Below are 13,758 nucleotides of genomic sequence, written 5' to 3' on the forward strand. Positions count from 1 at the left end.
CTGCCCGGTGGTCAGGCGGGCGCGGCGCGGCCGAACCAGTGCCGGCCGGGGCCGATCAGCAGCATGCCGAGTCCGACCAGCGGGCCGACGGCGAAGAACAGCGAGAACGCCGCGATCGTGCCCTCGGTGCCCAGACCACCGATCAACGAGTCCAGGCGCGCGGCCCAGTAGACCGCCAGGACGATCTGGGCGGCCAGCGCACCGGCGAGCAGCAGGCCGGCGGCCCGTCGGCGGCTGTTGAGCGCCCACACCCCCGATCCGATGAGCAGCACCACCGACAGCAGCTGGACGACCGCGAGCGTGACCCCTTCGTTCGCCAGCGCGTTCAGTGCGGTCGGCGAGTAGGGGGCGCCGGCCTCGGCGACGGCGACGTCGGCGATCGAGGCGAAGAACCACAGGTAGAGCGAGGCGATCAGCACCACGACGGCCTGCGCGAACGCCAGCACGGCAGCGGTGATGACCTGCCCGGGCCGCTGCGGGCGGCGCGGCGGCAGCGGATAGCCGTACGGAGCCGGCGGCCCCCAGGGCGGGACGGCTGCGTACGGCGGCGGGTACCCGTAGGCCGGCGGCGCGGCGTAGGGCGCGACCGTGGGCGGCGGGCCCGCGTACGGCGCACCCGGCTCGGTCGGCGTGGCCGGATCGGCCCACGGGCTCCCGCCGGCCGGCCCCCAGTTTCCCGGTCCGCTCACAGTGCGGCCGCCGCGGCGCGCCCGGCGGTTCGCCCGGAGAAGAGGCAGCCGCCGAGGAAGGTTCCCTCCAGCGACCGGTAGCCGTGCATTCCCCCTCCGCCGAAGCCGGCGATCTCACCCGCCGCGTACAGCCCGGGGAAGACCTCGCCGCCCGGCCGGAGCACCCGGCCCGACAGGTCGGTCTCGAGCCCGCCGAGCGTCTTGCGGGTGATGATGTTGAGCCGCACGGCGATCAGCGGGCCGGCCTCGGGGTCGAGGATGCGGTGCGGCTGCGCGACCCGGATCAGCTTGTCGCCGAGGTAGTTGCGCGCCGCGCGCATCGCGTTGATCTGCATGTCCTTGCCGAACTCGTGGGCGATCTCGCGGTCACGGGCGACGATCTCCCGCTCGATCTGCGCCAGGTCCAGCTCCGGCGTCCCGCCGGTGATCCGGTTCATGCCGGCGACCAGCTCGGGCAGGGTGTCGGCCACGACGAAGTCCTCGCCCTTGTCCAGGAACGCCCGGACGGGGGCGGCCATGCCGGCCCTGACCCGGGTCGCCAGCAGACGGACGTCCTTGCCGGTGAGGTCGGGGTTCTGCTCGGAGCCCGAGAGCCCGAACTCTTTCTCGACGATCTTGTGCGTCGCGATGAACCAGGTGTGCTCGTAGCCGGTCGTGCCGATGTGGGCGAGGGTCCCGAGGGTGTCGAATCCCGGGAACAGCGGCACCGGGAGCCGCTTCCCGGTGGCGTCGAACCACAGCGACGACGGCCCCGGCAGGATCCGGATGCCGTGGTCGGCCCAGACCGGCGAGTGGTTGGCGATGCCCTCCGTGTAGTGCCACATGCGGTCGCTGTTGACGACGCTCGCGCCGGCGTCCTCGGTGGCCTGCAGCATCCGGCCGTCGACGTGGGCCGGAACGCCCGAGAGCATCCGCTGCGGGGCCGGACCGAGCCGGGCCGGCCAGTTCCGGCGCACCAGCTCGTGGTTGGCGCCGATGCCGCCCGCCGTCACGACGACGACCTGGGCGCCGATCTCGAAGTCACCGGTCTCGGTGCGGGAGCTCGCCTCGCCGCGGGCGACGGAGCTGGGCTCCAGGACGGCACCACGGACGCCGCTGACCGCACCACCGGTGACCACGAGCTCGGACACGCGGTGCCGGAAGCGCAGCTCCACCCGGCCGGCCGCGACCGCGGCGCGTACCCGGCGGGCGAAGGGCTCGACGATGGCGGGGCCGGTGCCCCAGACGATGTGGAACCGCGGCACGGAGTTGCCGTGCCCGGTGGCGGTGTACCCGCCGCGCTCGGCCCAGCCGACCACCGGGAAGAAGCCGATGCCCTGCTCCTTGAGCCAGGACCGCTTCTCCCCCGCGGCGAACTGTAGGTAGGCCTCGGCCCACTGCCGCGGCCAGTGGTCGGACTCCCGGTCGAACCCCGCGGTGCCGAACCAGTCCTGCCGGGCGAGCTCGAGGGAGTCGTGCACCCGCAGCCGGCGCTGCTCGGGCGAGTCGATGAGGAACAGCCCGCCGAAGCTCCACCAGGCCTGCCCGCCGAGGGACGCCTCGGGCTCCTGCTCCAGGAGGATCACCCGCTTGCCGGCATCGGCCAGCTCCGCGGTGGCCACCAGGCCGGCGAGGCCCGCTCCCACGACGACTGCGTCTGCTTCCGTCCGGCCCGTCTCGTTGCTGGTCACGTGTCCTCCTCGCTGGCGCTCGTCGGCCACGTGCCAACGGTGCTCTGTTCCCTGCGTGACCTCGCACGCTCGGTCACGTGTCCTCCTCGCTGGCGCTCGTCGGCCACGTGCCAACGGTGCTCTGTTCCCTGCGTAACCTCGCACGCTCGGTCACGTGTCCTCCTCGCTGGCGCTCGTCGGCCACGTGCCAACGGTGCTCTGTTCCCTGCGTGACCTCGCACGCTCGGTCACGTGAGCGACGCTAGCGCCAACCGGCCGGCGTGCGCTGTCGCCCCGGGGAACGACGCGGGGTGGGAGGCGCCCGGACCGGCCGGCGCCGATGGTGCGCACGGCGGTGAGTTCGGCGATCGAGCGATCTCCTGTCGTCAGGAGCCGGTCCGCGCGCCTCGCCCGACAGCTGATGAGTGGACCTCAGCAGCCCAGATGCGGTCGTCGAACGGGTCGCGCAGGTCCACTGGTCGCCTGGCCCCCCTCACGATTTGGGTGAGATGCCGGAGCACCGTCACGTCGTCGTGAGCGCCCCTGTCCGGGGCGTCCAGTGCTTACGCCGCGCCGGGGCGTGGCTGGCTGGTTCTTGCTTCACCGGGCAGCACCGCCGCGACCTGGCTGGCCGTGGCTGACACCCACCCTCCACAGGCATGCCGACGTGTGCCGGCTGACGGGCCGCCCGGGTGGCGGTCCCCGGCCTGGGTCACGCACGGGCAGGACCCGAGCGTGTGCTCGCCCCAGGCGGCGAGGTTGGCGGCGGCGTTGACGTCCCGGTCGGCGACATGGCCGCAGGAGTCATCTGCACACCGGTAGCTGCGCTCGGCGAGGGTGAGCTTGGGTCTCACTCCTCCGCACGCCGAGCACGTCTTCGAGCTCGCTAACCAGCGGTCCGCGACGATCAGGCGCCCACCGTGGCGGGCCGTCTTGTAGGCCAACTGCCGGGCCAACTCTCCCCAGCCCTGGTCACCGATCGCGGCCGCGAGTGACCGGTTGGCCATCAGGTTCTTCGTCGCCAGATCCTCGACCACCACGTCGCCATGCTCGCGGGCAAGCTCGGCGGTGAACCGGTGCAACGCGTTCGCGCGGACGGCGGCAGCGCGGGCGTGTGCGCGACCGAGCCGGGCGACGGCCTTGCGCCGGTTCGCCGAGCCCCTCTGCGCCCGGGGGACGGCGCGCTGCAGGTGCTGAACGTGGCGCAGCCGGTCGCGGAGCGCCCGGACGCCGGCAACTCGACGATGACCTGGCCGTTCGCGTCGGCGACGACAGCTGCGGTCTTCACACCACGGTCCACGCCGACGACCGGCCCACCAGGGGCGGTGTGCTGCTCGACCGACGCCCGCGCCTCGCGGGTGAAGTTCACTGTCGCGTACCAGTGACCGTCGGAGTGCCTGGTGATGGTGATGTGCTGCAGGGTCGCGTGGCCGCGGCGCAGCAGCCGCCGGAGCTTCGCCTGCTGCGGGCACGCCGCCGCGATCCGCACGCACCCGTACTTCGCGATCCGCACCCGGCCGTGCTCGAGCGCGAGCCCGTCGCGGACGGTGAATCGGGCGCGGGCGCGGTGCCTGGCCTTGAATCGCGGGAACCGGCGCCTTCCGGTCAGGAACGCCTGGTGGGCGGTTGCGGCGTCCCGGAGCGCGTACCGGAACGTCCACGTCGAGTGCTCCCCGGCCCACGGCGCGACGTCGGGCTTTTCCGCCGTCCAGAGCTTCGCGAGAGTGAAGAACGTCAGGGGCCGGACCCGGTCGGGCTTGTCGATCCCGTAGGTCGCCTCAGCGGCCCACTGGTCGGCGTTCGCCTTGATCTTCGCGACCGCCCAGTTCCACGCGAACCGGCGAGCGCCGGCGGCACGCAGCAGCATCCCGGCGTGGACGTCGGTGGCGTCCAGCCGTACTCGCACCGCTCCGTGGCCCACACCCCGGATAGTGCCGGGTGGGTCGGACAGTTCATCTCACCCAAATCGTGAGGGGGGTCGCCTGGTCAGGAGCCGGTCCGTGCGCTTCGCCGTGCGGCCACCCAGGAACGGACTCGGGGCAGGACGGCGAGCACCGTCGTGAGCAGCGGGACGAGGACCGTCAGCACGCCGAACGCGCCGCCGCCCCAGCCACCCATCAGGTATCCGGTGAGCACCAGGGCGGCCATGGCGCCGGCGCAGAGTGCGAGGACCAGCCACGACCGACCGGCGAGGAGCAGGACCACTCCGACGAGGAGCCCGGCCAGGATGACGAGGGGCACGAGGATCAGCAGCCACTCGTTCCCGGCGAACTCCCCACCGGAGAAGGCGAGCGCGATGAGCGCGAACACGGCGGGGACCCCTGCGCTGAGGACGCCGAGGACGGCGGCGGCGATGGCCGGGACGGGTGGAATGCGGCGGTCGGGCGCGGGCGCAGGGTGCACGTGCGCAGCGTAGGGCGTCAGGCCGCCGGAGCCGGGCTCCCGGACGACGAACGGCGCCACGAGGCGTGCAACCGGGCGTAGGGGCCCTCGGCGTCGACGAGGTCGGCGTGCGTCCCCCGCTGCACCACGTGCCCGGCGTCGACGACGAGCACCTCGTCGGCGCGCTCCGCGGTGGACAGCCGGTGGGCGATGGTCAGCGTCGTACGCCCGTCGGTGAGCCGGTCCAACGCCCGGGTCAGCCGCTGCTCGGTGGCCGGGTCGACGGCGCTGGTCGCCTCGTCGAGCACCAGCAGGTCGGGGTCGGCCACGTAGGCGCGGGCGACGGCCACGAGCTGCCGTTCCCCCGACGACAGCGACTCCCCGCGCTGGCCCACCGGGGTGCGCACGCCGTCGGGGAGACCGGCCACCCAGGCGTCGAGCCCGAGGTCCTCGAACGCCGCCACCACCTCGTCGTCGGTCATCCCCGGGCGCCCGTAGCGGACGTTGTCAGCGACGGTGGCGTCGAACAGGAAGCCGTCCTGCGGCACCATCACCACCCGCGCGCGCAGGGACGAGAAGGCCACCTCGTCCAGCGGCACCCAGTCCCCGTCGTCCGACCCGAGCAGCACCCGCCCGTCGACCGGGTCCATCAGCCGGGTGACCAGCTTCGCGAACGTGGTCTTGCCCGAACCGGTCTCCCCCACGATCGCCACCCGCCGGCGCGGATCGATGGTGAGCGAGACGTCCCCCAGCGCCAGGCGGGCACCAGGCACGTAGCGGAACGAGACGGAGTCGAAGCGCACTCCCAGCGGGCCTGCCGGCAGTTCGTGCACCCGGCCCGGGTCGGCGATGGCGGGGTCGCGAACGTCCGGCTCGGTGTCGATGACGTCGAGCACGCGGCGGAACCCGGCGACGGCGTTCTGCGCCTCGTTGAGCACCTCGCTCGCGGTCTGGACGGGGGCGACGAACAGGGTGACCAGGAAGAGGAAGGCCACGAGCGTTCCCGCGGTGATGTCCCCGGCCAGCCCGAGCAGCACGCCGACGACGACCACCGCGGCATTGGCCAGCGCAGCGACGAACTCGCCGCTGACGAAGACCGCTGCGGTCACCTTCTGCGCGTCGACCTGCGCGCGGTACTGCCGGTCGATCGCGGTGTCGATGCGGGCCGCCGTCCGGGCGCCGATCCCGTAGGCGCGCACGGTCGGGGCGCCGACGACGGACTCCGCCACGGCCCCGAGGACGTCACCGACCCGTTCCCGGACGACGCCGTAGGCGGTCGCCAGGCGCTGGGCGAACCACCGGACCGCGATCGCCAGCGGGACGAAGCAGACGAGCACCAGCAGGGTCAGCTGCCAGGAGTAGACGGCCATGACGGCGGTGGCCACCACCAGCTGCCCGACGCTGATCAGGCCCAGCACCCCACCCCATTGCATGAAGGTGGAGAGCTGGTCGACGTCGCTGGTGACGCGGGAGACCAGGGAGCCGCGGCGCTCGCCCTGCTGGTGCAGGACGGAGAGATCGTGCACGTGCCGGAAGGCGCGCACCCGCAGGTTGGCCAGCGCGGTCTCCGTCGTCCGGAAGAGGCGGACGTTCATCCGGTAGACCGCGACGGCGGTGATCAGCACGACGACCGCGCAGAGCAGCACCAGCTGCGTGATGAGCCCCATGTCGGGGTCGCCGTCGGCCAGGCCGCGGTCGATGACCTGCTGGACGGCGATCGGGACGACCACCCGGCCGGCGGTGGCCAGCAGGGCGAGCGCGAAGGTCGCCGGCAGCCCGCGACGGAACTCGGGCATCATCCGCAGGCCGCGACGCAGGGTGGCGAACGCACCCTCGCGCCGTCGGTCGGCGGGCAGGAGCGGGGCGTCGCTCACGCGACCGCCTCCGCCTGGGAGTACGCACGGACCAGCGCCGCGTACCCGGGGACCTCGTCGAGGAGCTGCTCGTGGGTGCCGCGCGCGAGCACCCGGCCCTGCTCGAGCCAGACCACCTCGTCGGCGAGGGCGATCGTCGCCTGCCGGTAGGCGATGACCACGACGGTCGCGGGCTCGTCGCTGTCGCGGAGCGCGTCGAGGATGCGGGCCTCGACCGACGGGTCGACGGCGCTCGTCGCGTCGTCCAGGACCAGCAGCCGCGGCCGCCGGACGACGGCCCGCGCGAGTGCCAGCCGCTGGCGCTGACCGCCCGACAGCGTCGCCCCGCGCTCGCCGACCCGGGTGTCGAGGCCGTCGGTGAGCGCGGCGACGAACTCGTCGGCGGCGGCCACGCGCAGGGCTGACCGGACGTCGTCGTCGGAGAACGGCTCGCCGAGGGTGACGTTGCCGCGCACCGTGTCGTCGAAGAGGAACGTGCCCTGGGCGACGAAGGCCGCCTGACCGCTGACCTCGCCCTCCCGGAGCCGGCGCACGTCCACGCCGTCCAGCAGGACCCTGCCGTCGGCCGGATCGACCAGCCGGACCAGGAGCCCGGCCAGCGTCGACTTCCCGGAGCCGGTGGGGCCGACGACGGCGACCGTCGTCCCGGCCCGGACGTCGAAGGTGACCCCGCGCAGGGTCGGCGCGGAGGCGTCGGCGAAGGCGAAATCCACCCCGGCCACCCCGACGGCGGCTCCGCCCGTCGCCACGGCGGAGGCCTCGGACCCGTAGGGCGTCTCCCCCGTCGCCTCGAGCACCGGGGTGACCCGGTCGAAGCCGGCCAGCGCCCGGGGCAGGTCGGCCAGCACCCAGCCGATCGCACGGATGGGCAACGCCAGCAGGGTGAACAGGTAGGCGATGGAGACCAGCTCGCCGGCGTCGGTGCTGCCGTCGGCCACCCGGCCGGCGCCGATCAGCAGGACGGCGAGGGTGCCCAGGCTGGGCAGCGCCTCCATCATCGGGTCGAACAGGCCGCGCACGCGGCCGACGGCGACCAGCCCGTCGCGCAGCTCGTCGGCCCGGGCCGCGAAGCGCTCGGTCTCCGCCGACTCACGGCCGAGGGTCTTGACCACCAGCGCAGCGTCGAAGCTCTCGTGGGCGATCTCGCTGACCTCGGCGCGCAACTGCTGGGCGCGCTGCATGCGCGGGCTCATCACCTGCGAGTAGACGACGTTGACCGCGAAGACCAGCGGGAAGACGACCAGCCCGACCAGGGCCAGGAGCGGGTCGGTGAGCACCAGGACCACCGAGGTGATGGCGATCATCACCAGCGCGCCGACGGCGAAGGGCAGCGGCGCGACGAAGTACCAGGCGGCCTCGACATCGGAGTTGGCGTTGGACAGCAGCTGCCCGGTGGGATGCCGCGCGTGCCAGGACAGCGGCAGCCGCAGGTACTGGCGGGTGACCCGGCGGCGGTAGTCGGCCTGCAGCCGGAAGCTCATGATCCCGGCGAAGAGCCGGCGGCCGAGGATGCCGACGATCTTCAGCAGGGCCACGCCCACGATCGCGGCCGACGCGAGGGCGAGCGCGGCGGCCGTGGTGGCCCCCTCGTCGAAGGACGGCAGGAGCACGCGGTCGGTGATCTCGCCGATCACCCACGCGCTGGCCACCGTCATCGCGCCGTAGAGGCTGCTGGCGAGGACGGCGAAGGTGAACATGCCCGGCTGCTCGACGATCCCCCGCCCCACGTGACGGAGCCCGCGCCGCACGACGGCGTCTCGGCGGCGGGCCACTGGACTCCTCTGGGCGGGACGGTGGGGGGAACGAGCGTCGGACGTGCTCGGCGATCCTACGTGGTCCTGAGCTCGGCTAACCGTCGTCGGGAGGCCGTGCCAGGGGCATCTCGGTAACCTCCGCCGGTGCCCGCCTCTTCCCGTTCCTTCGCCGAGACCGAGCGCGCCGAACTCGCCGACCTGCTGGCCGAGCTGGGGCCGGACGCACCGACCTGCTGCGCCGGATGGACGACGGGCCACCTCGCCGCCCACCTCGTGGTCCGCGACCGCCGTCCCGACGCGCTGCCCGGCTACGGCGTCGAGCAGCTCGGCGTCGCCCGCCCGCTCACGTCGTGGGCGCACCGGCTGGAGGACCGGCTGCGGAGCTCCACGCCCTACGCGGAGGTGGTCGATCGGGTCCGGTCGGGGCCCGCCCCATGGTTGCCCATGGCCTGGCCGCCTGTCGCGCGGCTGCTCAACACGAGCGAGTACGCGATCCACCACGAGGACGTCCGCCGTGCCCAGCCCCGCTGGGAGCCGCGCGTCCTGCCCCGTGCCGCCCAGGACCAGGTGTGGTCGGCCGTCGAGCTGTTCGCGCGCCGGGCCGCCGGGCGCCGCGGTCTGGTCCTGCGGCGCAGCGACGATCCCGGGGTCGAGAAGCGCTACGGCGCGGGCGGGCGCACGGTCGAGGGCACGCCGCTGGAGCTGCTGCTCTGGGCGTCGGGCCGCCGCGACGTCGCCCGCGTGACCGTGTCCTGACACGCGCGGCGCCGCCTCTTGCCGCCCCCCACTGACAGCCGCTCCTCCCTTACGGTGAGGGTGAGATGGAGGCTGCCTAATCTTGTCGGTGGTCACCGGCACGATGCCGGTTGTGAGCCACGGCGCGGTGCGGGTGCGGCTGGACGTGACCGACGTCCAGGCCGGGATGCTGCTGCGCGCCGCGGGGGCCCGCCGGTTCGCATGGAACTGGGCGGTCGCGAAGATCAAGGCGAACGCCGACCAGTGGACGGCGGAGGCGACCTACGGCCTGGAGCGTGCCGACCGGGTCCGGCCGTTGTCATTCTTCACGCTCGCCAAGATGTGGACGACGGAGAAGCCCGACGTCGCACCCTGGGCAGGCGAGCACTCCACGTGGACGTTCCGGTACGCGCTGCGCGACGCCGCCAACGCGCACGCGGCGTTCCTCGCCGGGGAGCGGCGGTTCCCGCGGTTCAAGTCCCGGCGCCGGGACCGGTCGCGGTTCACCGTCCGCGACGGTCTCGCCCTCAAGGCCGGCTGGGTGCGGCTGGCGAAGTACGGCTGGGTGCGCATCAGCTCGGCGTGTCCGCAGCAGGCGAAGCTGCGCCGACTGCTCCGTCGCGGGAACGCGGTGCTGCAGCACATCACCGTCACGAAGCACTCCGACGGCCGGTGGTACGCCACCGTCAACTTCACGCGTGAGGCGCGCACCCCAGCCGCGCAGCGCACCGCGCCGGCCGGGCCGGTGGTCGGCGTCGACCGTGGAGTGAAGACCGCTGCAGTGGTCGCTGATGCGAACGGCCAGATGGTGGCCGAGTTGCCCGCCAGCCGGGCGCTCCGGGACCGGCTGCGCCACGTCAGACACCTGCAGCGCTCGGTATCCCGGGCACAGAAGGGCTCGGCGAACCGCCACAAGGCCGTGGCCCGCCTCGGCCGGGCGCACGCCCGCGCCGCCGCGGTCCGCGCGGATGCGCTGCATGCCTTCACCGCACGGCTGGCACGCGAGCATGCTGTCGTGGTGGTCGAGACCCTGGCGACGAAGAACCTGATGGCCAACCGGGCGCTGGCGGCCGCGATCGGCGACCAGGGCTGGGCCGAGCTCGCCCGGCAGCTGCAGTACAAGACGGCCCGTCACGGCGGGCAGCTAATCGTCGCGGACCGCTGGTTCGCCTCCTCCAAGACGTGCTCGTCATGTGGTGCGGTGAAACTCAAGCTCACCCTCGCCGAGCGCAGCTACCGCTGCGATGCGTGCGGCCTGATCTGCGATCGGGACACCAACGCCGCGGCCAACCTCGCCGCCTGGGGCGAGCACACGCTGGGCACCTGCCCGTGCGTGATCCAGGCCGGGGACCGCCACCCGGGCGGCCCGTCAGCCGGCGCGAGCCGGCATGCCTGTGGAGGGTGGGTGTCAGGACCAGCCGTCTCGGCTGGTCCGGTGCTGCCCGGTGAAGCAGGAACCAGCCGGCCACGCGTCAGCGTGGCGTAAGCACTGGACGCCCCGGACAGGGGCGCTTACGGAAGAAAGCGGATGGCACCGCCATCTCACTCTCACCGTAAGGGGGGCAGCCGCTTCACTGCCGCGACGTGGCGCGTCGAGGGGAGCAGGCCTCATGGGTGACCGGACGATGCTCGCTGCAGGAACCTTCTTCGCGGCGGCGACCGCTTGTACGACAGCCGTCTCCCTGCGGCAGCCGCAGCTTCCCGACGAGCCGTTCGGGATCCGGTTCCCCGGCCGGGTGCCCGTCCACCTGGCGCTCGGACTCGGGTCCGGGGTGGCGGCACCCTGGCCCATGCCGGTCATCGCGCTGGCCGCCGCGATGCGGGCGGGGTCCGGCGCCTCGTGGCCCGAGCGGACGAGCGCCGTCCTCGGTGCGGTCGTGCTCGTGGGAACGATCGCCGAACCCGCGTCGTGGGGACTGCGGCCCAGGTCGTCCGCGGCTCGGGCGACGGTCGCCCTGAACCTGCTGTCCGGCGCCGCGCTCTTCCTCGCAGGGACCCGGGCGCGGCGCTAGCCCGGGCAGGTCGCCCCGGTCAGCGCAGCGGGGTGTCGGCCTCGTGGCGGACCGGGACACCGGCCCCGGCGAGAGCGTCCTTGACCTCACCGACGCGCAGGACGCCGAAGTGGAAGACGCTGGCCGCCAGGACGGCGTCGGCGCCGGCCGCGACCGCGGGCGGGAAGTGCTCGGCGGCGCCGGCTCCCCCGCTGGCGACCAGCGGCACCCTGACCTCGCGGCGCACCTGACGGATCAGGTCGGTGTCGAAGCCCGCGCGGGTGCCGTCGGCGTCCATGGAGTTGAGCAGGATCTCCCCGGCCCCGAGCTCCGCGGCCCGGATGCACCACTCGACAGCGTCCTGACCGGTCCCCCGGCGCCCGCCGTGCGTGGTGATCTCGAAGCCCGAATCCGTCGCCGCGCCGTCCTGGCAGCGCCGGGCGTCCAGGGACAGCACCAGCACCTGGTTGCCGAACCGGTCGGCGATCTCGGCGATGAGGTCGGGGCGGGCGACCGCGGCGGTGTTCACCGCCACCTTGTCCGCGCCCGCCCGCAGCAGCCGGTTCACGTCCTCGGCGCTGCGCACCCCGCCCCCGACGGTCAGCGGGATGAAGACGCTCTCCGCCGTCCGGCTGACCACGTCGTAGGTGGTCGCCCGGTCACCAGAGCTCGCGGTGATGTCGAGGAAGGTGAGCTCGTCGGCGCCCTCGGCGTCGTACACCCGGGCCATCTCGACCGGGTCGCCGGCGTCGCGCAGGTCGACGAAGTTGACGCCCTTGACCACGCGCCCGGCGTCGACGTCCAGGCACGGGATCACCCGAACGGCCAGACTCACGACGCCTCCTCGCTGTCCCCCGCAAGCGGGAGGTGCCCCCAGCGCGGCGACGCCGTTCGTCTCCGACGAGCCCTGCCCCTGGACGAGCTCGCACGCTCGCTCGTCATGCCGGCACCCCGCGGACGGCGTCGGCCTCGATCTCCACCAGCATCGCCGGGTCGATCAGCGCGGCGACCTGCACCATCGTCGTCGCCGGCCGGATGTCACCGAACACCTCCCCGTGGGCGCGGCCGACCTCCTCCCAGCGGGCGATGTCGGTGACGAACATCCGGGTGCGGACGACGTCGTTGAGCGTGAAGCCGGCCCGCTCGAGGGACTGCTCGATCGCCGCGAGGCACTGTCTCGTCTGGGCGCCGGCGTCACCCGGGTGGACCACCTGCCCGTCGACGGTCGCCGTCGTCCCGCTCACCCAGGCGGCCTCACCGCGGACGACGACCCGGCTGTAGCCGACGATCCCTTCCCAGGGCGCCCCTGAGCCGAGGCGAACGACGCTCATGCACCCTCCCCGGTCACTCGCAGCGCCTCGGGCAGGGTGAACGCTCCGGCGTACAGCGCCTTGCCGACGATGGCTCCCTCGACGCCGACGGCGGTCAGCCCGGCCAGCGCCCGGATGTCGTCCAGCGAGCTCACGCCACCCGAGGCGATCACCGGCTTCGGGGTGGCGGCGCAGACCTCGCGGAGCAGGTCGAGGTTCGGGCCGCGGAGCGTGCCGTCCTTGGTGATGTCGGTGACCACGTAGCGAGCGCAGCCCTCGGCGTCCAGGCGGGCGAGGGTCTCGTAGAGCTCCCCGCCCTCCTTCGTCCAGCCGCGGGCGGCCAGCCGGGTGCCTCGGACGTCCAGGCCGACGGCGATCCGGTCGCCGTGATCGGCGATCGCGCGGGCGCACCACTCCGGGGACTCCAGGGCGGCGGTGCCCAGGTTCACCCGGCGGCAGCCGGTCGCCAGCGCGGCGGCGAGCGACTCGTCGTCCCGGATGCCACCGGAGAGCTCCACGTCGACGTCGAGCTCGCCGACCACGCGCGCCAGCAGCTCGCGATTGGAGCCGCGGCCGAAGGCGGCGTCGAGGTCGACCAGGTGCACCCACTCGGCGCCGTCGCGCTGCCACTGCATCGCGGCGTCGAGCGGATCGCCGTAGGAGGTCTCGCTGCCCGCCTCCCCCTGCACGAGACGGACGGCCTGACCGTCGGCGACGTCGACGGCGGGGAGCAGCTGCAGCTTCGGCACGGCGACCAGACTAGGGAGGGCGACGCGGGACTCAGCGCATCGGCCCGGACGGTCACCGGCGGGCGAGCTTCGTGATCTCTGATCAGCTCTCGTAGTGGTACCGGCAGGCCGCGATACGGATCTCGTCGGCCACGTACTTGTAGATCAGGCGGTGTTCATCGGTGATGCGGCGCGACCAGTAGCCGTGGAACCCGTGCTTCAACGGCTCAGGCTTGCCGATCCCGGCATTGCCGTTGCGCTCCACATCCTTGATCAGCGCGTTGATCCGCCTGACGACCCGCCTGTCCTGGGCTTGCCACCAGACGTAGTCGGCCCAGGCGGCCTCATCCCAGACCAGCTTCACTCGTCGAGGCCGCGCTCGGTGCCTTCGCCTTTCTCCAGCCGCTCGATGGACGAGAGCAGCCGCCGGGCATTCGCCGGACTCCTCAGCAGGTAGGCGGTCTCCTTGAGTGACTCGTAGTCTTCCAACGCGACCATGACGACGGGATCGCGTCCCGACCGGGTGATGATCACTTCCTCGCGGTCGTCGATGACCGCGTTGAGCGTTTCCGCGTACTTGGCGCGGGACTCCGAGTACGTCATGGTTCGCATGCCACACCCCTCCTGAATACGTACGAGAAATTGT

General features: G+C 73.2%; 14 protein-coding genes and 1 pseudogene. 3 read left to right on the forward strand and 12 right to left on the reverse strand.

Translation table 11 applies throughout. The features are described 5' to 3' along the window. Positions 1-11: 11 nt before the first annotated feature. From FHU33_RS13875 to FHU33_RS13905, 7 genes and pseudogenes are all read right to left on the reverse strand, one after another. Complete coding sequence (locus tag FHU33_RS13875) at positions 12-689, reverse strand: hypothetical protein (protein ID WP_142025866.1); 678 nt, start codon at positions 687-689, stop codon at positions 12-14. After that, positions 686-2,359, reverse strand: coding sequence for an FAD-binding dehydrogenase (locus tag FHU33_RS13880; RefSeq protein WP_142025867.1), 1,674 nt, complete (start codon positions 2,357-2,359; stop codon positions 686-688). Before FHU33_RS13880 ends, FHU33_RS13875 begins: the two co-directional genes overlap by 4 nt. 542 nt (positions 2,360-2,901) lie before the next feature. Next, a complete protein-coding gene (locus FHU33_RS25865; RefSeq protein ID WP_342778682.1) occupies positions 2,902-4,020 on the reverse strand; it encodes an RNA-guided endonuclease InsQ/TnpB family protein in 1,119 nt (372 codons plus the stop codon). A gap of 131 nt (positions 4,021-4,151) precedes the next feature. Next, a pseudogene (locus FHU33_RS26220) lies at positions 4,152-4,259 on the reverse strand (helix-turn-helix domain-containing protein); the annotation flags it as partial. Positions 4,260-4,324: 65 nt separating this feature from the next. Continuing rightward, positions 4,325-4,741: a hypothetical protein gene (locus FHU33_RS13895; RefSeq protein ID WP_142025870.1), complete on the reverse strand. Its 417-nt coding sequence runs from the start codon at positions 4,739-4,741 to the stop codon at positions 4,325-4,327. 17 nt (positions 4,742-4,758) lie between these two features. Further along, positions 4,759-6,594, reverse strand: coding sequence for an ABC transporter ATP-binding protein (locus FHU33_RS13900; protein ID WP_246063612.1), 1,836 nt, complete (start codon positions 6,592-6,594; stop codon positions 4,759-4,761). Further along, positions 6,591-8,366: an ABC transporter ATP-binding protein gene (locus tag FHU33_RS13905; RefSeq protein WP_211355126.1), complete on the reverse strand. Its 1,776-nt coding sequence runs from the start codon at positions 8,364-8,366 to the stop codon at positions 6,591-6,593. Before FHU33_RS13905 ends, FHU33_RS13900 begins: the two co-directional genes overlap by 4 nt. A gap of 126 nt (positions 8,367-8,492) precedes the next feature. Here FHU33_RS13905 and FHU33_RS13910 point away from each other — a divergent pair, with 126 nt between their 5' ends. From FHU33_RS13910 to FHU33_RS13920, 3 genes are all read left to right on the forward strand, one after another. After that, positions 8,493-9,104: a TIGR03085 family metal-binding protein gene (locus FHU33_RS13910; protein WP_142025871.1), complete on the forward strand. Its 612-nt coding sequence runs from the start codon at positions 8,493-8,495 to the stop codon at positions 9,102-9,104. Between the two features lie 112 nt (positions 9,105-9,216). After that, complete coding sequence (locus FHU33_RS13915; RefSeq protein WP_170182451.1) at positions 9,217-10,569, forward strand: RNA-guided endonuclease InsQ/TnpB family protein; 1,353 nt, start codon at positions 9,217-9,219, stop codon at positions 10,567-10,569. Between the two features lie 124 nt (positions 10,570-10,693). Then, positions 10,694-11,095: a hypothetical protein gene (locus FHU33_RS13920; protein WP_142025873.1), complete on the forward strand. Its 402-nt coding sequence runs from the start codon at positions 10,694-10,696 to the stop codon at positions 11,093-11,095. Between the two features lie 19 nt (positions 11,096-11,114). On the opposite strand, the gene hisF is transcribed toward FHU33_RS13920, so the two are convergent. From hisF to FHU33_RS13945, 5 genes are all read right to left on the reverse strand, one after another. Continuing rightward, positions 11,115-11,909 carry an imidazole glycerol phosphate synthase subunit HisF gene (gene hisF / locus FHU33_RS13925; protein ID WP_142025874.1) on the reverse strand — a complete coding sequence of 265 codons (795 nt, stop codon included), beginning with the start codon at positions 11,907-11,909 and terminating at the stop codon, positions 11,115-11,117. A 103-nt stretch (positions 11,910-12,012) separates the two neighbouring features. Beyond that, positions 12,013-12,405 (reverse strand): RidA family protein, encoded by a 393-nt coding sequence (locus FHU33_RS13930; protein ID WP_142025875.1) that lies wholly within the window; start codon positions 12,403-12,405, stop codon positions 12,013-12,015. Continuing rightward, positions 12,402-13,133 carry a bifunctional 1-(5-phosphoribosyl)-5-((5-phosphoribosylamino)methylideneamino)imidazole-4-carboxamide isomerase/phosphoribosylanthranilate isomerase PriA gene (gene priA, locus FHU33_RS13935; protein WP_142025876.1) on the reverse strand — a complete coding sequence of 244 codons (732 nt, stop codon included), beginning with the start codon at positions 13,131-13,133 and terminating at the stop codon, positions 12,402-12,404. Before priA ends, FHU33_RS13930 begins: the two co-directional genes overlap by 4 nt. 82 nt (positions 13,134-13,215) lie before the next feature. Beyond that, positions 13,216-13,476: a Txe/YoeB family addiction module toxin gene (locus FHU33_RS13940; protein WP_142025877.1), complete on the reverse strand. Its 261-nt coding sequence runs from the start codon at positions 13,474-13,476 to the stop codon at positions 13,216-13,218. Next, on the reverse strand, positions 13,473-13,724 hold the full coding sequence (locus FHU33_RS13945) for a type II toxin-antitoxin system Phd/YefM family antitoxin (RefSeq protein ID WP_142025878.1): 252 nt from the start codon (positions 13,722-13,724) through the stop codon (positions 13,473-13,475). Before FHU33_RS13945 ends, FHU33_RS13940 begins: the two co-directional genes overlap by 4 nt. Positions 13,725-13,758 lie beyond the last annotated feature (34 nt).

The sequence above is a fragment of the Blastococcus colisei genome (assembly GCF_006717095.1).
Lineage (GTDB): Bacteria > Actinomycetota > Actinomycetes > Mycobacteriales > Geodermatophilaceae > Blastococcus_B > Blastococcus_B colisei.

Coding starts and splice junctions, on each gene's coding strand:
- FHU33_RS13920 (WP_142025873.1), top strand. CDS start 10,694: ATGGGTGACCGGACGATGCTCGCTGCAGGAACCTTCTTCGCGGCGGCG.
- FHU33_RS13930 (WP_142025875.1), bottom strand. CDS start 12,405: ATGAGCGTCGTTCGCCTCGGCTCAGGGGCGCCCTGGGAAGGGATCGTC.
- FHU33_RS13945 (WP_142025878.1), bottom strand. CDS start 13,724: ATGCGAACCATGACGTACTCGGAGTCCCGCGCCAAGTACGCGGAAACG.